The sequence below is a fragment of the Rhizobium sp. UBA1881 genome (assembly GCF_002338015.1).
Taxonomy (GTDB): domain Bacteria; phylum Pseudomonadota; class Alphaproteobacteria; order Rhizobiales; family Rhizobiaceae; genus Rhizobium.
Map to the genome: position 1 here is coordinate 40,005 of NZ_DDHH01000166.1, position 19,186 is coordinate 59,190.

General features: G+C 57.0%; 18 protein-coding genes. 4 read left to right on the forward strand and 14 right to left on the reverse strand.

Translation table 11 applies throughout. The features are described from left to right. Window positions 1-31: 31 nt before the first annotated feature. From B3605_RS20125 to B3605_RS20140, 4 genes are all read right to left on the reverse strand, one after another. Window positions 32-1,198 carry a PLP-dependent transferase gene (locus tag B3605_RS20125; RefSeq protein ID WP_113010653.1) on the reverse strand — a complete coding sequence of 389 codons (1,167 nt, stop codon included), beginning with the start codon at window positions 1,196-1,198 and terminating at the stop codon, window positions 32-34. After that, complete coding sequence (locus B3605_RS20130; protein ID WP_113010652.1) at window positions 1,195-1,917, reverse strand: FadR/GntR family transcriptional regulator; 723 nt, start codon at window positions 1,915-1,917, stop codon at window positions 1,195-1,197. The genes B3605_RS20125 and B3605_RS20130 overlap by 4 nt, the downstream gene beginning before the upstream one ends. A gap of 278 nt (window positions 1,918-2,195) precedes the next feature. Beyond that, window positions 2,196-2,660 (reverse strand): hypothetical protein, encoded by a 465-nt coding sequence (locus tag B3605_RS20135; protein WP_296435728.1) that lies wholly within the window; start codon window positions 2,658-2,660, stop codon window positions 2,196-2,198. Window positions 2,661-2,715: 55 nt separating this feature from the next. After that, the gene (locus B3605_RS20140) at window positions 2,716-2,916 is read right to left on the reverse strand and encodes a hypothetical protein (RefSeq protein ID WP_296435729.1); all 201 of its coding nucleotides are present in this window, start codon (window positions 2,914-2,916) and stop codon (window positions 2,716-2,718) included. 200 nt (window positions 2,917-3,116) lie between these two features. On the opposite strand from B3605_RS20140, the gene B3605_RS20145 reads away from it, so the two are divergent. Continuing rightward, the gene (locus B3605_RS20145) at window positions 3,117-3,707 is read left to right on the forward strand and encodes a hypothetical protein (protein ID WP_296435730.1); all 591 of its coding nucleotides are present in this window, start codon (window positions 3,117-3,119) and stop codon (window positions 3,705-3,707) included. Window positions 3,708-3,888: 181 nt separating this feature from the next. Here the strand turns inward: B3605_RS20145 and B3605_RS20150 are convergent, their stop codons facing one another. The 5 genes from B3605_RS20150 to B3605_RS20175 form a co-directional block, all read right to left on the reverse strand. Beyond that, complete coding sequence (locus B3605_RS20150) at window positions 3,889-6,528, reverse strand: AAA family ATPase (protein WP_296435732.1); 2,640 nt, start codon at window positions 6,526-6,528, stop codon at window positions 3,889-3,891. Between the two features lie 523 nt (window positions 6,529-7,051). Further along, window positions 7,052-7,612 carry a nucleotidyltransferase family protein gene (locus tag B3605_RS20155; RefSeq protein WP_296435735.1) on the reverse strand — a complete coding sequence of 187 codons (561 nt, stop codon included), beginning with the start codon at window positions 7,610-7,612 and terminating at the stop codon, window positions 7,052-7,054. An 82-nt stretch (window positions 7,613-7,694) separates the two neighbouring features. Further along, entirely contained in the window at window positions 7,695-11,201 is a 3,507-nt protein-coding gene (locus B3605_RS20160) for an AAA family ATPase (RefSeq protein WP_296435736.1), read from the reverse strand. After that, window positions 11,202-12,467, reverse strand: coding sequence for a metallophosphoesterase family protein (locus B3605_RS20165; RefSeq protein ID WP_296435738.1), 1,266 nt, complete (start codon window positions 12,465-12,467; stop codon window positions 11,202-11,204). It abuts the gene before it with no gap. Between the two features lie 633 nt (window positions 12,468-13,100). Beyond that, window positions 13,101-13,400 (reverse strand): hypothetical protein, encoded by a 300-nt coding sequence (locus B3605_RS20175; RefSeq protein WP_296435740.1) that lies wholly within the window; start codon window positions 13,398-13,400, stop codon window positions 13,101-13,103. Between the two features lie 1,101 nt (window positions 13,401-14,501). Here B3605_RS20175 and B3605_RS20180 point away from each other — a divergent pair. Then, on the forward strand, window positions 14,502-14,816 hold the full coding sequence (locus tag B3605_RS20180) for an RT0821/Lpp0805 family surface protein (RefSeq protein ID WP_409457183.1): 315 nt from the start codon (window positions 14,502-14,504) through the stop codon (window positions 14,814-14,816). Window positions 14,817-14,928: 112 nt separating this feature from the next. On the opposite strand, the gene B3605_RS20185 is transcribed toward B3605_RS20180, so the two are convergent. Both B3605_RS20185 and B3605_RS20190 read right to left on the reverse strand, forming a co-directional pair. Continuing rightward, window positions 14,929-15,306, reverse strand: a complete 378-nt coding sequence (locus B3605_RS20185; protein WP_312469469.1) for a HigA family addiction module antitoxin — start codon at window positions 15,304-15,306, stop codon at window positions 14,929-14,931. Between the two features lie 118 nt (window positions 15,307-15,424). Further along, window positions 15,425-16,537, reverse strand: coding sequence for an NADH:flavin oxidoreductase/NADH oxidase (locus tag B3605_RS20190; protein WP_112942098.1), 1,113 nt, complete (start codon window positions 16,535-16,537; stop codon window positions 15,425-15,427). Between the two features lie 480 nt (window positions 16,538-17,017). Here B3605_RS20190 and B3605_RS20200 point away from each other — a divergent pair, with 480 nt between their 5' ends. Further along, entirely contained in the window at window positions 17,018-17,356 is a 339-nt protein-coding gene (locus B3605_RS20200) for a hypothetical protein (protein ID WP_112942099.1), read from the forward strand. Between the two features lie 112 nt (window positions 17,357-17,468). Here the strand turns inward: B3605_RS20200 and B3605_RS20205 are convergent, their stop codons facing one another. Together B3605_RS20205 and B3605_RS20210 are read right to left on the reverse strand one after the other, a co-directional pair. After that, window positions 17,469-17,753 (reverse strand): hypothetical protein, encoded by a 285-nt coding sequence (locus tag B3605_RS20205; RefSeq protein ID WP_296435744.1) that lies wholly within the window; start codon window positions 17,751-17,753, stop codon window positions 17,469-17,471. Continuing rightward, window positions 17,753-17,935: a hypothetical protein gene (locus B3605_RS20210; RefSeq protein ID WP_113168667.1), complete on the reverse strand. Its 183-nt coding sequence runs from the start codon at window positions 17,933-17,935 to the stop codon at window positions 17,753-17,755. Before B3605_RS20210 ends, B3605_RS20205 begins: the two co-directional genes overlap by 1 nt. Before the next feature lie 517 nt (window positions 17,936-18,452). Between B3605_RS20210 and B3605_RS20215 the strand changes: the two genes are divergently transcribed. Beyond that, a complete protein-coding gene (locus tag B3605_RS20215; RefSeq protein WP_113012482.1) occupies window positions 18,453-18,671 on the forward strand; it encodes a hypothetical protein in 219 nt (72 codons plus the stop codon). Between the two features lie 118 nt (window positions 18,672-18,789). Here B3605_RS20215 and B3605_RS20220 read toward each other — a convergent pair whose 3' ends face one another. Further along, entirely contained in the window at window positions 18,790-18,999 is a 210-nt protein-coding gene (locus B3605_RS20220; RefSeq protein WP_296435748.1) for a hypothetical protein, read from the reverse strand. Between the last annotated feature and the right edge of the window lie 187 nt (window positions 19,000-19,186).

The following is a 19,186-nucleotide window of genomic DNA, read 5'->3' on the forward strand; positions in this document are numbered from 1 at the left end:
CCTTCCAGGTTTTTCCTCTGTTTCTGGACTTTTACGAAGCGACGGAAAGCGCCTCCTCGATGTCTCTCCACAACGCCTCGGTTCCTTCGAGGCCGACATGGAGGCGTACGGACCGCGCATCGATCCCGAAGGTATGCGCGGAATTGGGCTGTGCCTTCTGCTGAAGGACGACCTCGCCTGGTACGATCAGGCTTTCATGCCCACCCCAGCTCACTCCCAGTTTGAAGAGCTTGAGGTGATCGGCGAAGGCGCGGATGTCGACGCCTTCGCGGAATATGAACGAGAACAGACCGGACGTGCCGTTGAGGCCCGCCGGCAGGCGGTTGGCCAGGCCCGGATGGCAGACCGTCTCGACGACATCGAGATCCTGCAGGCGCTTGGCGATCGTCATGCCGGCAGCCTCGTGCGCCTTCATGCGGATCGGCAAGGTGCGCATGCCGCGGATCAACAGCCAGGCATCGAAGGGCGACAACTTGCCGCCGAGATAGGGATAGGATTCCGCCTTGACGCGGGCGACCATTTCCTTCGAGCCGGCCACAACGCCTGCGACGACATCGCTGTGGCCGCCGAGATATTTCGAGGCCGAGTGGATGACGAGATCGACACCGAGCGTGATCGGGCGTTGGAAGACGGGGCTTGCCCAGCTGTTGTCGATCATGGAGATCACACCATGCTGCTTCGCCAGAGCCGCGAGCGCACCGACATCATGCGCTTCCATGACCCAGCTCGTCGGGCTTTCCATGTAGAACAGCTTGGCGCCGGGCAACGCCTTGGCGACGGCCTCCTCATCACGGCCGTCGACATAGGTCACTTCGACCTTCATGCGCTTCAGGACCGTGCCGAACAGGCGGAAAGCATCGGGATAGACATGCTTGACGGCGACTATACGGTCGCCCGGTTCCACAAACGCGAGCACAGCCGACGAGATCGCCGCCATGCCGCTGGCAAACCCCAGCGCGTCTTCCGCACCCTCGAGCTTCGACAGCATCTCCTCGAACATGCGCACCGTCGGATTGAGGCCACGCGTATAGATCGGCCGTACCTTCTCGCCGCGGTATGAGGCGATCATGTCGTCGTAATCGGAGAAGGTGAACAGCGAGGTCTGGAAGATCGGCGGCACCACGGCTTCGGCGAAGTTTCCTTCGTCGTGCGCGGTGATGAGTGACGCGAATTCGAACGGGTCTGAACCGTTGATCATTGGGACATTTCCTTGATGTCTTCCTCGACGACCGCGAGGATTTTCAGTGTCTCTTCGCGCGCCGCCTCGGGATCGCGCGCGGCGATCGCGTTGAAGAGCGTGCGGTGAAAGGGAAAGGAACGGCGCGCGAAATCCTGGCGCTCAAATGGATGCTGCCAGAACTGCCAGAAGGTCTCGCGCATCTGTTCAAGTAGTTGGCGAAACAGCGGGTTGTGGCTGGCGTCGTAGATTGCGAGGTGAAAAGCGAGATCTTCCGGACCCGAGGTACCCTTTTCCAGGTGGACACGCTCCATCTCATTGAGCTTTTCTTCGATGACGATGAGATCCTGCGCGGTGCGCATCTTTGCCGCAACCATCCCTGCCTCGCACTCGATGCCACGGCGCACCTCCAACGTCTGCAGCAACGCATTGCGCAGGTCCGTCGCATGTAGCGACAAAGGCATATGGATGGTCGCCTTGGTAATCGGCTTCAGCAGATAGGTCCCGCTCCCCTTGCGCGTCTCGATAACGCCGAGCGCCTGGAAGTGCCTGATCGCCTCGCGGATTGTCGAGCGCCCAACCCTGAGGTCGGCCATCAACTCGCGCTCGGCGGGTAGTTTATCGCCAGCCTGCAGCCGTGCATCTTCCACATAGTCCGCCAACGCATCCGTCACTTGACGCGCGCGATCTAAAGCGGGAAGCGGCCGGATAACCGGCCTGTCGATGTTTGGTGCCCGCATGGTTCCCCAATATTGTTTTAGGCAGCCGACCTTAAAATTGGTCTGACATCTTAGCATTTCACATTAATTAATGACTCGTCAAGGTGCCCCGCTTATGTGGAGCGCGCTTCCTCTTACCGAAAATGCTGGCCAAAATTCTGAGAACACCCGATAAGATTTTCGGAAGTCCGGCATTTCTCGCAGTTTGAGGAATTTATTCCCTTAGCGACGAAAGCGAGAGAGCTGGGCGCGGCGACCCAGCGTGCGCCCCCAGTCGCGAACGGCAGTCCGACGGTTTGCTAGTTTGCCATCAGACCCGCATTGATTTCATACGCATCCGCCGCGAACTTGGCGGTTTCCTTCGAAACAAGTTCCCAGGCAGCAAGCCACGCGGACACCTCACGCCAGCTCCACAGGGGTCGGTCTGACGGTAGACGGCGAACCGGCAATGGCATCTGGTCATCTCCACCCGAGTTCGCCAACGCGTGGACCCGGTGCCACCCCAGACCGCTTTCGTGCCCTATTTCCTGGAGCGTAACGAGATCGTCAGGTTCAAGCCTGATCACGTTGCCTCCGTCGACCACGATGGTTTCTCGAGCATGGGCTACAGCAGTCGCCAAGCCGTCGGCGGAAAGAGCGTAGTCGATCAGCCAAACAGCGTTCATCCAACGTGTGCCGACGACGCCATCGCGGCGCGCGTCGCCAACAAACTCCGCGGCAGGATCATTCTGCACCACCGCCAGCGTGAAATTCCAAACAGCCATCTTTGCCTCCTCAGCTATGACCGCCTCCGTGGGACACTCCCTTAAGTGGGCACCGTCAATGCTCGCTGACGATCCTGCGATGCAGTCTCTTTGCCAATAAAGGAATACCAAAATATCGGGTCATGCTCCGCAAGGTTTCCTTCACCACCACGGATAGGCAATCCTCAACAAATTGGTTGTAGTTGTCATCCGAACTCGCCTCGAAAGGATGCAAATGTTTACCGATGCCCCAAAGACGACCTATGTGATAGGCCATGTCGACAGCTTGCTAGCCGAACTGCAAGCACTCCTGGACTGGATCGCCCAAGACACTCTCGATCGGCGAAGGCTCGTGTCGTATTTCTGGGCTCGATCGTTGGCGGCATATACACCCGCGCCGTCGTACGGGAGGTTCTCCGAACGCTCGAACGGTTTCCGGGCTCTATTTTGATCTCCGGTCGAAATGAAAGGAACCTGTTGGACTTCCTAGAAGACAATTGGACCCGGCAACCCGTCCTAGACTGGATGAGCCATTTGGGCGGCAACGACATTTTGAAGTCGTTTGGAATTTGTACCGAGACAACGAAGATTGCTGACGGTCGGCGGACAGTAATTCAACAAATCCCGCAGCTCCTCGAGTTGCTGAAACAGGCGAAAGATTACGATGTCGAGGACGGCTATTGCTTCGTGGAAGGCAGCGAGTTTTCGGACGCTCCGCTATTCCAATCGGAAATCAAAGGCATTTCTGACGAAGCGCTGAGCGTGTGGCACCGGGCGACCGGGAGAACAATTGTTCACGTCGATGGCAGGGCGACAACCCACCGTACGGCATGCAAAGACCATATCGGTTTTGGTATATCGCCCAGCGCGACCGGATGGGTTTCGGCACTCGCTATCGATGATGGCAATGCTTCACGATATGTGCTGTCTCACAGACAGGACCGTGACATCCCGATCCAGCTGGAGGTGTTGCGCTTCGATCGAGGATTGGCGGAAAACACCGGTAGCTGGCTGGCAGTAGGGAAAGACTACAACTGGGCCGCTGAGGAATCAGACGTCGTCGCTTAGAGCGGCGGATACGCACTGGCTGGCGGACTCACCAGACGTTCTACCCCTTGAGGTGGGCTGTAACACTGAAGCTCCTGTTAAGCAGCGCTACCGCTCCCCTCCGGCCCTCATCCGATTCCTCATGGAAACTGCTCCATGAATGCCTCAATTTCCCGCGATAGAGGCGCTAGTTCTTGCTTGCTTATCTCCGGGCACTCTCCGTCGCTTTCTGCTCCTGCTTGACGTCGGAAATCAGTGACTGGAGATCGCGGAGGTCCTGCTCGATCTCCTCGGGCTCTGGAACCGCCACATTCTCCACCTGCGAATTGTCGTGGCTATATTTCGACGCCTTGGAAAAAGCATCGTCAAAACGCCGGGCAACGTCGTGAGAGACCGAGACCAGTCTCAGTTTTTTTGTCTCAACCGATTGCCGATACCGCTGTATAACGCCACCAAACAAAACTTCTTCGACGAACCGTTCGTACGCTTCTCGGAGCTTGGTGTAGGTATTGCGCGCGTCGATCTCATAGTCCGTGAGGCTCGTTTCACGCGATCGCCTTAACGAAGCCATGCCATTCAGCAGCGTATTCACGCGCTTTTCAACGTTCTGACCTTTCCAAGGAACACCGGACGGATCAACATTGCCCGCGACTGACGTCGTCGAAAATACGCGAACTATGGCGGGCTCGACCGCCCTCCGTTTGCCGGCCTCCCCCAGTTCCTCGAGGAAAAGGAGGTCATGCGTAAAAACGATAACCTGCCGGGTTTCACATTCTTCGACCAGCTTCTCGGCGACGGCAGCGGAGCGCCGCCGATCTAGCGATGAGATGGGGTCGTCGACGACTAAGATTCCACCCGGGCGTTCCAGAGCGCATTCCGTGAAGAATGCGGCAAGCGAGAGCGCTCGTTGCTCTCCTTCGCTGAGAACCTCGGATACGCGGGTCTGGCGTCGCGCACCTGTAAGGTTGTTTTTATAACCAGTAGCAACAGATGTAGAGCTTCGCGTGAGTTCAACCTTTAGATGTCCGAGGCTGAAACGTTCGACCTCTCTTTCGAACAAGGTTTTCGCCCTCTCAGTGAGATAGGTATCAACCCATTCGTTCGCTTTACGGGTAACCTCATTTCGTCGGCACCCGGTCTTTGCAAGATCGTAAGCAGCCTTCTTTCTTAGTAGGTCCCGTCTTGCAACAATCTCGGCAGCGAACTTACCCAGAGTTCGTCGATCTTCCAGTTCCCTGCACTGGGTCATGAACTGCGCACGCGCTGCGTCATCCTGGACGTCGTCGATTGCATTAGCCATGGCTTCCCAGCGACTAGCGATTGCATCGAGGTCGGCAGAGAGCGAATTTTGGCCTACACCAGCACAAAGGGCATTGATATCAAATTCGGTCCAGTTAGCTTTGACTTCAGATGCCAACGCCCATGCAGCCGCCACGCGCTTAACGATTTCGGGGTCGTGCGCTCCGACGTTCTCGATAAGAACCTTCTCAGCTGGTGACAAAATAACTTGCTCTTGCGACAGTGCCAACCTCATAGCGGCCAGATCCGACTCTGCTTTCCTCAGGGATTTGCTGGACTGAGCTGATACAAAACCCGCAAAACGGTGCAATCGATGCGACACAGCTGTTGTACTCTGCTGGCAAAGTGGGCAGAGCGGGTCCGAGTGCTCCTCTCCGATTGGTCCGTGACTCGGGAAGTCATTGAAATTGTCAATTGATGTGGCATACGTGGCAGCTGCTTCCCACATTGCCCTCCACGCCGCTCCTCCGACTTCGCCAAGGGGGTCGCGTCCTTGAACGAGCGCGATTGTAGCGGCATGCGCTTCCCGACACTTGGTCACTTCGTCCGCTGCAGCATGTAGTTCACCACGACGCTGGTCACTAAGAGCGGCCGAAAGCTGCTTCCATCGAATGCCCAATGTCCGGGCCGCTGAAGCATGCTGCCGATGCGCTTTGCTCTGTTCGGGTCCTGCGGTGAGCGCATATTTCAGCCTCGATAGTTCTTCCTCGTTTGTATCCGACCACTCGCAAGCATTCGCGATTGCCTCGTCACTATGCTTGGCGGTCAGGTCCCGATAAAAGGTGCGCGCTCCAGTATCCTCGCCAGGAGATGTGAAGGGATTGCCCAATGTCGCTAGAATTGCATCATTCTTTTCGGAAGCGGGTGCAATGCGATCTTCGACCGTCTTGATCAAGTCGTTGAGCCTGAACGGAAGATCGAGATCGGCCGGAAGGAAGCGAAGCTTATTGCCCTCATCGACGTACAGTTGCGCGGATTTGGTGTCGAAAACACTGATAGCGGAAAGCCGGTCATCGTTTCCACCGGTGTCAGTCCACGGAACCTCGATCTCATTCGAACCATCGTGGAACAAGAAGGTGGCCTCTGCTGCGCCATCTGTTTGACCGTAGACGTTATTCAGAATAGCGAGATCAACAGTCTTCTCAACTCGAGTTCGGCATGCCTTTCTGAACAGTCGAGTGAATCCGGTTTTGCCGCTGCCGTTCTCGCCAAACACAATCGTCAGCCCGCCAGGAGAAAACCGGATCCCTTCAGACCTAAGACGGTTGATGTTTTGAACGTCCCTGACACCTAGCAGACGCAGACTGCCGGGATCCACGCCCCGTAAATGCTCCATGGAAAACAGAACCTCATTGCCGTCGCCCGAGTCAACAAGGCCAACCTCCCTAAGAAGACAAGCAACCACGGCGTCTACATCTGTTTCTTGCGGTTCGGCTTGTGTTGCCAAGAGCCACAGCGCATGCCGTTGCCAACGAGCGCGTGTCTTTGACCACTCTTCCAATTCAACCCGAAAGTTCGTTGCCGACGATGATGCGTCATCCATGTTCCGCTTCCTCAATGAACACTGACGTTGATAGATGATTCCCGTTAAAGGAGTAAATTGGTTTGCAGCTCGCCGCGACTCTATCGTCCGCTAAACTTGGGCTACCCTCAACAGGACAGCTTTGTGGGCTGTAGGAGCGACGCCTGAAGATGCTCTCCACCGAGCTGCTGACCGATCGCTTGGTATCTTGGCCTCTCCGGTGAAGCGACGACTTGACGCTAATCGTTCGAGGCCAGCCCTGCCGTCAATGCCAGTAGCACTTTGTGATTGAGGGCTATCGACAAGCATTGTAGTTGAGCCGTTTCCTCTCGCCACGTCGCAGAGAGATCGTCGGGCACCCCTGCCCGTCTCACGATCCGCCGAACTAGCAAATTCGGTCAATCCGCACTGTCGTTGTCGATTTCACCAATTAGATCTTCGATTATAATGGCCTGTCTGGCACAAGCACGCCCGCCATGAAAACCCGAGAGACCCGCTGTTTGATGGCAACCGCGACAAAGCTCGACCTCCGCCAAACTGACGATCAAAGAACAAGTTTAAGCCAAGGCCACCGAGCGCGGTACTCCTGGCTTTTTTTGAGGAATAGCATTCTCAAAGGATTGTTTGGATTTATCCGCAGAATGCCATCCCACATGTCGTTGAACCCATCCGGAGCGTAGACCTTTCCACTCCCGATGCTGATCCCGAACTGGGTGCACTTGATAAGATACCGGTCAATCCCGTCTTCAACTCGCTTTAGCTGGGGGCAAGGCGAGCCGAACTTTTGCGGATACCAGAGGTGAACACGGGCTTGGTTTCTGATTTCGACTTTATCAGCGAGATCACCAAGCATTTCTCGCGCTGTTTGGATGACGGCGTCTTCTGCTTCCCACGATAGGTCGTTGGCATCAAAGTAGAACACGTCGTAGTCCTTGATCCCCCATTCTGGCTTGTTCCCGCTCTTGATGTTCCATACGGTTTGAAACAAGCAGCCAGCTGTCAAGGTACCCTGAGGCAGTCGGAGATCGGGAAGAACGTCCAGAAGCCAACGGTTTGTGTCGTTTCTATTTACCTGTTGGATAAACTGCTCTTCAGAGAATGACATCGTTTCACCGGCTCTATGTTCGCCAAATGGTCGGATCCTTTCCGATGGTGGGTCAACGTACTCAGACCGCCCCTCTTCAGCTTTACTCCGCTGCTATTCCGTCCAACTCTGCCGCCCGCTTGATAGCGTCAAAATCATAGATACGAACAGACGGGCAAACCTTGCGTGCAATATCGGTAAGGTGCCGATGATGCGTCAGGTAGATCACCTGGCCGTGCTGTGCCATCCCGGCGAACAGCCTGAAAGCTTCCTCCGCACGGAAGTCGTCGAACGTCTCCATGATGTCGTCGGCGATGAAAGGGACGCCCGGGCGCTCAGCAATGAATTCGTGATATCCCGCAACCCTCAGTGCCAAATAGAGCTGGAACCGCGCGCCTCGGGATAGCGCGTCGGCGGATATCGAGCCACCGCTTGCCGACACGGCCATGAGGACTTCTCCATCTTTCCCCGGCTGGGCGGCAACCCCGGTGTAGGCCCCGCGGCTTATAGTTCGGAACGCCTCGGATGCTCTGGACATCATTCCGCTGCGGTGACGATCTCTGTAGAGTTTGATCGCCTGCTCAGCAGCGGCGATACCGACACGAAGCTCCAGGTAGCTCCCTGCCCGCTCTTCGATCTCCAGTAAGGTGGTTCGGCGCTGCTCTTCGATCTGAGCTACCGCCGCATCGCCTCCGACGGCGTCCAGCGACTTCCTGAGTGTTGAGACTTCATGAAATGCGTCGCGGCAGGCCTTCTCGTGACTCTCCAGGTCTGGCTTCATGCCTTCCAGCTCGATCTCGAGAGCGTCCCTGTCAGCATTCGACAGGTTTTTTTCGACTTGGACGATGTCCTGAGCGCCGGCGATCTCCAGAAGCTCGCGTTCCAGGCTCGCAAGTGCCGTTTGCGCCGCCTGACGTCTGGAGTAGAGATCGATCTGCGCTTCGACTTCGTCAATCGTGGCGCACCCGAAGAACGTGGTCATCTCATCGATGCGTCCCGAGACAATCTCACTGGAAACGAAAAGGGCTTTTTCCTGCTCTCGAGCCTGACGGAGTGCTTCCGTCATGTTCTCGATCCGCTCTTTGCTACGTTCAGCGACCTTGATCTTTTCGGCAATCGCCCACGTCAGGTCGCTGAGCGATCCTGAACGACTTATGGAAAGTGCCGCGCAAAGATCGAAGACCGCCTGTTCGAAAACGGAGGCGTCTTTCTCCATTTTCTGAACACGGTCCAGTAGGCTGTCTTTCATTTCGATCGCTGACGACAGCTTTTCCAGAAGCGGTACGATCGCGTTTAAGGCATCGACGCCGGGGACGGCAGGTTCATCCTTGAGCCAGCAACCTGCACACACCGCTTCCCATTTTGCATTCCATTCCACATCGGCCGCCCGTGCATCGTCGAGCAGCCTCGTTCTTTCGATGCGATCCGCGTTGAGGCGCTCAAGTCGGTCGGCCTGGTCCATCGCCGAATTGAAGCGGTCCAGTTCGTTCTCCGCTACGGCAACCAACGAACTCGTATCTTCAACGTCTACGACCTTGATTTCCGCGGCTCGGAGCGCGGCGACCAGCCGTACCTTCACTGCGGAGGATCGATCTCGAACGTCGGCTATCTCCTGATCGATACCGCCTAGCTCGTCGCGGGCCGCCAGTGCCGCGGTCCTTCGGCGCATCCATTCCTGAAGCTCGCCAGGGTCGCGTGTTAAAACCTGTGCCCCGCTTACGTCAGCGAAGCTAGCAAGCATCTCGGATGCCAAGGCAACGAGCGCGTTTTCCGCAGCTGAAAGTCGCTCACCTGCCGTGCGAAGGTCGGCTTCCACCCCGGCGCGCGTCAGGCCTAGTTGCGCGAGCTTTCCTGTCTCGGCGAAATGCAGGAGCCGCTGTGCTACTATCTGGTCATCGGCTCTCATGGCTCGCTCGAAGCTGAGCGCGGTATCCGCCGTTAGCGCTTGTCGGTGCGAAACCCAAGCTTCATCGCGCGCGGCCCTGCTGATGACGGCGGAAGACTCATCTATGTCCCCGGACCGCCCTCGGATAGCGTCGATTTCCGCGTCCAGACGACCAAGGTCGCCCCGTAGTCGATCGATATCGAAAGCGGAGGTTTTGGCGGCATCGCGCGCCTCTGAATGCTTGATCTTCCACTTGTCGAGCGTGGCCTGCAATGGGACCGACATTGCAGCTAATTCTTCCGGCGTGCCGCGCCACGGCGTTAGCTGTGCCATGCTTTCTAATAGGGTGTTCGCAGCAGCATCTCGTCGCCGGGTGAGTAGGCGCAGCGACGTTTCGTCGTCTGTCTTCGAGACGGCATTGACTGTCGCAGCCAGCGCCTCGAGGGCTCGACGCCTTTCAGGTTGCCGGTACTCGATGAAGCGCTCATAGGTCCCATCCTCCTCCGAGAGCGCCCGCTCCGTGCGGGCAAGCTCTTTGGCTGCACTATCAAGCTTTGCATCAACGCCCGACCTTGAATTGATTAGGCTTCTAAATCTTCCGACTGTGGCCGCATCGAGAACCAGGCTAGCAGGGTCCTTCTCCAGAGGCTTTCCGAGCTGACGAAGCAGCGCCTCCACTGAAAGTTCGGCAATCCGTCCTTTGAGCTTCGGGATATCGACCTGCGCCGTGACGTAGCGCGGCTCGAGGGTCTTCAAGAGCTCTTCCCCTCGTCCCGCGAAAGCGAGAACCTCAGCAGGGTCCGGAATGTCATGGATCCCGCTTTCGATGTCGGCGATCGAACGGGCAACGCTTTCGATCTTCACTCGGAGTTCGATGGTCTCCTTGCGAATCTCAGAGAGCTCATCCTTCCAGGAGCCCGGAGGCTCTGGCACAATTGGCAACAGCGCAAGCTCGTTTCGTTGACTGACTATCCTTGTCATCGTCGGAAGAGCTCGCAGGATGCGGTTTATCTCATGCGACCGTGTCTGGATCCCCGATAGCTGTTCATGAGCTTCTCGATATCTTTCCTCATGGACGCTCAGTTCCGATTTCATCCGAGTGAAGTCGCTTGCCTGGAGATCGAGTTCTTCGCGCTTCTTTTTAAGTTCGGCGAGACGAGTTTTCAGTTCGGCAAGCTGCGTATTACGCGCACGGGACTTGTAAAAACCATCTGCGTCGGCTCTGATTTCGCCTAGTCTGCGACTTAAATCGGCAAGACCAGCGCTTGCAGAGAACAGCAGCTCGCCGAGATCGCCTTTACTAGCCAGAATGCTTTCGCCACCGCTTTCGAGCGTCTTCTCGTCAAGAGAGAACATCGTCGAAAACGCGCCACGGTCTATTCCGCCAAGGTCCGCGAGGATCTCCGTGTCGGCAACCGTTCGGTCATCCCCATCGAGCAGACTGTTCTGCGGGCGCTTGACCCGGACGAATTCTCGCTCGCGTCCGCCCGTGTTCACACTGCCGCCTATCCTCATTGTCGAATACGGGTGCAGAAAACCGAACTTTGACGTATACCCGATACCGAAAATCAGATCGAGGATCGCATTGAATGTTGTGGATTTACCCGCCTCGTTCGGGCCATAGATGACGTGCAAGTCGGGCGATCCAACCGGACGCGAGCCGAAATCGAAGACGGCATCGGTGAATTTACCGTAACGTGTCAGGTCGAGGCGATTGATGCGCAATCATTCACCCCCGATGTTCTGGAGCCGCGCAAGAACCTGCGCCGTGCCCTCGTTGGCAGACCTGGCCATGAGACTTTCAAACGCCTCCTGATCGTTTCCGAAAATGCCCCTTAGCTCAGTGGGCAGTTGACTCCGCAACTCGTCGGCGATCGCCTTCATCTCGGTATTGAAGTCGACTGAACCGTGGATCTCTTGCTCAATGATGTTCGCAAGCTCGTCGACAGGTCCGAAATTCCCAGCAATCTGCCGGGGCCTCGCTGACGATACTTTGACCTTTTCGACCCAGAGGTTACCGAGGAGTGAGCCATGGGTTTCCAGCTCCGTCCGAAGCACATCAACATCCCTACGGACGCGCCATGCAAGCTCGCTGGACCCGATCACCTCGACGCGCGTGACGATCTGTTGGGCCGACACCTCAGAAGCGTGCTGACCTAGCTTCTGTTTAGAAATTGCGACGACGTCCTCCCAATCGGCCGCGTCCGAGACGTCAATTTGAAGTCGCTCAAACCGCGCAACAGCTGTCGTTCTTTCTTCCACGACGACCGTGCGATCGTCATTGACGGTTACAAGCGTCACGGTTTTCGAACCGTCCTCGTTAATATCGCGCCCTTGCGGTATTCCGGGCATTACGATTGCAGAAGACTTGTCTTCGAAGATGGCACGCTTGTGAATATGTCCGAGCGCCCAATACTGAAAGCCTGTTTGCTTGAGCTCGGCAACGCTGCAGGGCGCATACGGGTCGTGACCAGGCGAGCCGTTAAGGCTTGTGTGCATAATCCCAATATTGACCGCATCGGGAGTGGGAAGGGCAAAGTGCCTGAGGAGGCTTTCGGGCGCGTGAGGTTTTGCGAAGCTCATTCCATGGATCGCGACGTCGAAATCACTGGCCGAGCGCTCAACCGTCACCACTTCAGCTGCCTCTCCAAAAACCCGTACCGAATCTGGCATGACAAGCTGCGCGGTGATCTTGGATAGAGCATCATGGTTCCCGCGGATGATGTAAGTTCGGATACCAGCTTGGTGCAATCGACCGAGTTGCTCGGCGAGGAACCGCGCGGTCTTCATCGAGGTCTGCTCGCCGTCATACAGGTCGCCGGCGATGATCAGGGCGTCCACGCGCTCTTCCAGGCATAAATCAATTGTTTGGACGAAAGAGCGTCGGGTAGCCAACCCAATGAGCTCTGAAAGCTCGGAATTCAAAAGGGCGAGCGATTTCAACGGCGAGTCGAGGTGTATATCTGCGGTGTGGACGAATCGAAATGCCATGGTCGGTCCTTATCCAGATCGACTTTGATACGACTTTCACGTTTGCAGCGCCAGTCGATATTCTTGGTTTGTTCCGAATTCCACAACTCTTTTGGCGCGCCGGGCCGTTCGCGACGCAAAAGTGGGTAGTTGTGAGACGGCGGAAGCCCGTACGAGAGTTAACGATGCGAAAGTTGCGCTTGGCGAGCGGGGCCCTCCATGGTGGGACGACGGCGCGCCCGACTACAATCGCTACCTCGCCCGGAACACGCCGTACGCTGACTGGTATGCCGATCTGCAAGATCGATCACTCACCGCGAAACAATCCGGCGATGTGAAGCGTTAGTCGGCTCAGTCGGTTGAGCGGTACCGATTGAGCTGCCAATGACGCGGCGAGCGCTGTCAGATCGCGGTGGCTCTTGGCACGCTCCTGCGGAACGGTGTGCGCGCGGGCATGGGATCAAGGGGAGTCCGGCTGCGCAATCCGCCGCCGCCGTGCGCAAGACGGCAATGGGAGTATTGATCCGCTCCGGCTGGACGATCGCATCCTTAGCCGTGATTGAAGCAGGCGGGCTCCGGATAAGGACAAGTTCCCCGCAACTGTCGAATCTCAGCTCAATTCGGTCTTCTTCATTCCATAGCGCTCGTCGTTACTCAGAGGCTGTCCTTGGGCATTTCTTCGTCAAACCGGCTGTTATCTCGTTCGGGATCATCGAGGAGAATTCCTTCCTCCACCTCGTCCGGCAGAGCCTCATCCGCATCAATGTTCTCTTCGTCGCTGCTCGGAACTGCGGGCACCAAGCCATCGCTGGGGAGATCGGCACCATCAGTGACCGGAGTGTCATCAGCACGTTCTGGGACCGGGATTGGCTCAAGCTCCATCTCCGGTGGGCTTGGCTTCCACGTCGGCGACGGCATTGGTTCGTTGTCTGGGCTCTCTCTTGGATCGGTCATCGTTCGGCTCCTTGTTTGTCGCGAGGTCAACCTGCTTACAAACATAAGGTTCCACTTGGGAGGCTTGCCGATGCGGAGCATTGACGAATGGATTGGACCAACCGATGAAACCCGCGCCCCACCGCGCGTAAGAGCCAGCATTTTCGACCGGGATGATAGCTGCCACCTTTGCGGCTAGCCTATCCCCAAATGCCATGTGGAACAGACCGCACTCGACGTGGCCGAGATGCCAAATTGGCAGCCGTTCGCAAGAGGCACCTCGGCATCACCGGGCCCGGAGCAGTCCATTCGAAGCGTCGGCTTTCCCCAACCGATCGAAGCCCGATCGCCCATCGAAACCCGCGTTGCCACCCTGCTCTGCTGTACGCGCTAATACTGGAGACGAGACGATGAGCGGAGATAAGTTCAAACGACAGGAGCCGGACAGTAGAACACTCTCCGGCTCCGTGACGCCAATCTGGCTTCAATCAGCGGCAGACCTTCGTCGTCCGCGAAACGCGCTCACCATCGCGATAGGTCACAACCCTTTTCGTGAAGCAAGACGGGTGGCGACGATAGTCTTCACTTACCATGCGTGCTCTTCGATCATTATCCCAGCCACGGTGGTGTCCACCGTCCCATCCGCGATGCGGGCTAGGACCGTCATCAGTGCGAATGATGACGGTGTCCGCGTAGGAAGCCGCTGGGACGGCCGCGATGGATGAAAGAGCGAGAGCGACAGCAAGAATGATTTTCTTCATTGGGCGTTACCTCGGGTTATTGCACCGCGATTGAATGCTTGCCACGCTTGTGCGTTCCAAAAAAATCCAAACCTCCGACTTCAGTCTGAGGAAACATCAGACCATCGGCGCAGCCGTGGCCACCCTGGCAGCCACAGAAGGAATGCAGCTTGACGAATTGCCGACAAAACGAGTTCATCAGTCCGCCCCACGCTAACAAGGGTCAAGCGCTCGGCTCAAGCTGGATGCCTGGCTTAAGGGTGCGCCGCATTTACGTCTCCGTAACCCTTAGGTAACGGGTTGGTCGCTATCGTCCTAAGACAGTGCGATTATAAATGGAGAGAGTATGCTTCGTGTATGGCGTCGTCTTAGTGTCCCGTCGATGCTGCTGCTGACCGCTTGCTCGACGACAGAACCTCTCGTGACGGCCTCCACCACTCAGCTTAAGACTGCACCCCAGACCGACCAAGCTGTCATCGCCGAGACAGTCGGCCGTTCCGACGTTGGACTGCAGCCTTTGGCCTGGGCAAATCCGGCAACTGGAAGCGCTGGCGTCATTCAGCAGATTGCACCGACCGCCGATGGCGGCCAAGGCTGCAAGCAATTCCTCACGACACACCAGACGATCAGCGGGAGTTCAAGCCTGAATGGCGTCGCCTGCCCGGCTGAAGACCACCAATGGAAAATCAGCCGCTAACCGGCTTTGGTCCAGGCGGCTCACCGCGCTGACGCCATTTATGATGTCGTTCGGACACTAGCCGTCAGTGTGTCGCTTTGCGATCGCAGCGGGTCTAGAACTCTTTCCGACGTCAAGTCGCCAGTCGCCTACAACGCGTTGGACCAATCGCAGGCTTGATGGCCCATCGCCACGGCGTCCTAAGAGCCCCATAGCGTCGGAATTCCCGAAACCTCAGTTTACGAGCGGCATGCCACGCATCATGCGCGGCTTGCATTCTCAACCACATCATCGGCTCGTTACCGAACATCTTGCCGAACCGAACGGCCATGCCCGCGCTGACAGGGCGATCCTCGCAGAGAATTTGAGAGAGGTACTGCCGAGACACACCCAGCCACTTGGCGATCTCCGCCTTGGGCCTGCCAAGCGGTGGAAGAATGTCTTCGCGAAGGAGCAAGCCTGGATGAGTTGGGCATCTACTTTTATCGCGTTCACTAGCGAACGAGGCCATCTTCAGCTCCAATGCAAGACGCGCATCGCGACGTCGGGATTTCGGTTCGTGAGCCTCGCAAGCCTCCGGATGAGATTTTCAAGAGTTCCGGCTGCCTGGATCGTGTTTTGCTGAAGCATCACCTGACAGGCGAACCGAATAGGTCCCGATACTGCCTTGGCTGGCACCTGAGATATTGATCAGGCGCTTGCACCGTTTCGCCGAAGTGGGCCGCGGCATGCCATGGCCAACGCGGATCATACAGAACTGCCCGCGCGATAGCGACAAGGTCAGCGTCGCCGGTCGTCAGAATACCTTCCGCTTGCTCAAACTCTGTGATCAGACCGACAGCGATGACCGGAATGTCGACGGCCTGCTTGACGGCACGAGCGAACGGTACCTGATAGTTCGGCCCGAGAGCGATTTGTTGATGTGACGCGAGCCCGCCTGTAGAAACGTGGATCGCCGAACAGCCTCTCGCCTCAAGCGCCTTCGCGAACACGACCGTCTGATCGGTGTCCCAGCCGCCTTCTGCCCAATCGGTTGCCGACACTCGCATTGTCACAGGCTTGTCGGAAGGGAACGCCTCCCGAACCGCATCGAACACTTCCAGCGGGAACCGCATTCTATTTTCGAGAGAACCGCCATACTCGTCGGCGCGCCTGTTGGACAGAGGCGACAGGAATTGATGGAGAAGGTAGCCGTGTGCACCGTGAAGCTGTACTGCGTCGATACCCAAAGCAGCAGCTCTTAGCGTGGCGTCGACGAACGCGTTTCTGACGCGCGAAAGGCCTTCCTTGTGGAGGCTTTCCGGGTGATCGTACTCGTCCTTGAACGGGATGGCGCTTGGCGCGACCGTCTTCCAACCGTTGTCACTGCCCGGGCTGATCTGTTGGCCGCCGAGCCACGGCTTTTCGGTCGATGCTTTGCGGCCGGCATGACCGAGCTGGACGGCGATCGGAATGTCGGACCACCTGCGTACGCTGGCTAGCACACGGGCCATCGCCGCCTGGCAACCGTCCGAGTAGAGACCGACGTCGCCGTATGAAATCCTTCCCTCCGGCGAGACCGCCGTCGCCTCGATAGTCAAAATGCCCGCCCCCGATAGTGCGAGGTTGCCCAAATGGATTTGATGCCAGTCAGTCATTTCGCCCTCGACCGCAGAGTATTGGCACATCGGTGCAATGACGATGCGGTTGCGAAGCTTTAGAGAACCAACACCAACGGGTGAAAATAGTCTTGTCTTTGACATTTGCGCTCCTTCTAGGTCGGTCCTGGCATTGGTAATGCTTCCCGGCAATATAGCAACTTGGTTCTCAAGGGCATCGCTACGGAATGGCGTTCTCCTCGGCAGGCTCGAGCTGCCTGGCCCGGTCTACCCGCCGCTATCAGGCGTTTGTTATGAACCGTTACCGCGCGTGCCTGTTTAGCCGGGATCAAGCATGGAGGCTTCCATGACCGATGACAGATTTCCAATCCGCCCTACCCCAAGCAGCACCAAGCGCCGCCCGGCTATACGGGTCGAATGCAGCCCACTTCCGATCACGATCAGTCCTATCGCGGCAACGGCAGGCTCGAAAGAAAAGTGGCTCTGGTAACATGTGGCGACTTCGCCATTGGGCCGCGCCATCGCAGCCTTCTCGTCGTATCGCCTGCCAATAGGCCTTACGCGATCCGCAATTCGTCGTTAGGACCAGCAGAGAAAAACAGCTCGAGGAAACCTACAAATCCGATGACACCAGAAGAAAAAGCCGGCCTCTCTACCCGATTTGCGCAACGCGTCCCCTCCCTCGACAAAGCCGCCGATGTATTCCTCGAAGCTGAGAGCTTCCGCATGTTCGCGCCGCTAGACGGCGGCAATCTCTTGACGCGCTTGGTTTTGACCAGCGACGAGACATTCGACCTAGCGATCAATCCTGTCTGCGCCGTGCGCTTGGCCGCGACAATCCTCGATCAATTGAGTAAGTCTGGGGACTACGTTATTGATTTATCGATCTTTGAAGCCAAAAGCGGGGAGCAAACAGCACGTGTTCGCCCATCGGCAAGTACTTCTGTGCTGCAGGCAATTTGACCGATTAGGTGCGCCGTGAACGAGCCACGCCTTATCAATGCGGTCTTATCTGAAATGTGTGCCGTAATTGCTCACGCGGCAATCGATGTCTGGCAGACCCGTCATAAAAGGGCTAGTGCAGCGTTGGCCCGACCGGGTACTGCGGGTGCCTCAGGTGAAACGTGGTGATGAGAACGACGGCGCGGCTAGCAATATCCTCAGCTAGGCCAAGGTCGGTGCGGGCAAGTTCACCAGCGACCGACAGTAACGCAGTTCCGACCGATCGCATCACCATTTCGAGGGTGTCGTCTCCCTGCTCCGCCGCCCATGCCGCGTTTCGCGCCAGCGTCACGGCCAGCCGTTTGAGAACGGCCTGCCGCTCCGCCGGCTGCATCTCAAGAAATGAGGGATCGGTCATCAATGCTTCGCGTGATGGTCGCCGCGGTCGCCTTCGCCGCGCTTCGCTTCGGTCTGTGACTTGTGGCGCTTGTCTGCGGAAAGCGAACGGCCGACGTCGGTGGATTCTTTGAATTTTCCTTCTTCGTCGCGACGGACATAACGCTTGTCAGTTCCGGTATCGATGAGTTCTCGTTTGGACATCGTTTTCTCCTCGGTTGAGGACATAAAACGCGCGGGATTCCAAAACGTTGCGAGAGCAGTCTGCTGTTCCTTTTGCGATGTGCCTTTTCCATCTTCCGGTTCCGTGCCGTTTATGACGCGTTCGCGGAACTCGCGCAGAGCACGCGGCATATTTGACCGCGCAACGATTGCAGGACTTCAGCCAGAGAGGTCGGCCCTTTTTGGGGTTGTTTGAGACAGGGCAAGAACGTCGAGAGAACAGAAGCGGTCTGCTAAAGCAGCACTCGGAACTTATTGCGCTCACCCCTGCGCTTCTCCGCCGAGATGGTCTCCCAACGTCTTGCTCGGCAGTGGAGAGCCTAAAGTCGCTAAACGCTGGTTGGCTCCCCACACCTCTCCTTGGAACAGACAACGGACTGGACCGTTTGCGAAGTAGCTGCGAGGCGATCTCATCTGCGCTTCTTCTATAGCAGCTGGATTGGTGGGGAGCGCTCTCCGTTCTCCCCACCGCCCACTGGAGAGATCGAGAGATTTTCGCATGACGAATTACGGCCCGTCCGTGCGCCTCGCCCTGTTGTTGCGTAACCTGAACGAACACGAGTTCAAACAACTACCACCCGGCGTGGGGCGGAAGACGGTCAACCTTGCATCCGAGGCTGGACTGGTCGACGTCAGCGACGACTTACAGGTCCCGATGTGCCGGCTGACGGCTGCTGGGCTCGCTGAGAGGCACGCCAAGCCCTATCCATTCGACTAAGGCAAGAACGGGTGCTATGGGAGAATTGCGCTGAAAAACAGGCAGTATCAGAACGTTAGTCCCATCGACACTGATTTCGCAAACCGACTTAGCTAAACTGGACGACACGGGCTCTAGTTCAAACAATTCGGTGCAGTTTTCTAAGATAGGAGATTATCGCGTCCTTATGTACGCTCGGGTTCGCTTCACGCCCCGTGTCACGCGCGCCAAAGAGCTCGCCGACGTTGACAGGATCGACAATGACGATCGTGTTCTCACCAATGATGTCGATGGCAAACCCTTCGCGCAGTAGGCGATCCACGTACACCTTGGCCAAATCTTCGGTCATGTGCCCTACTCGTATTTTTAGCTTCGGACAGGTACGGCGATAGGCTGCCATGTTGTCGGCGATGGTGGAAAATGGAAAAGCCTTTCACGTAGCCATCCACGTCCTATCCCACATGCCCTATCTCGATTTCGAAAATGGCTTGGCAGATAAAACGTTCCCGGCAATCGCTAGGCTCAGGACTCGTTAA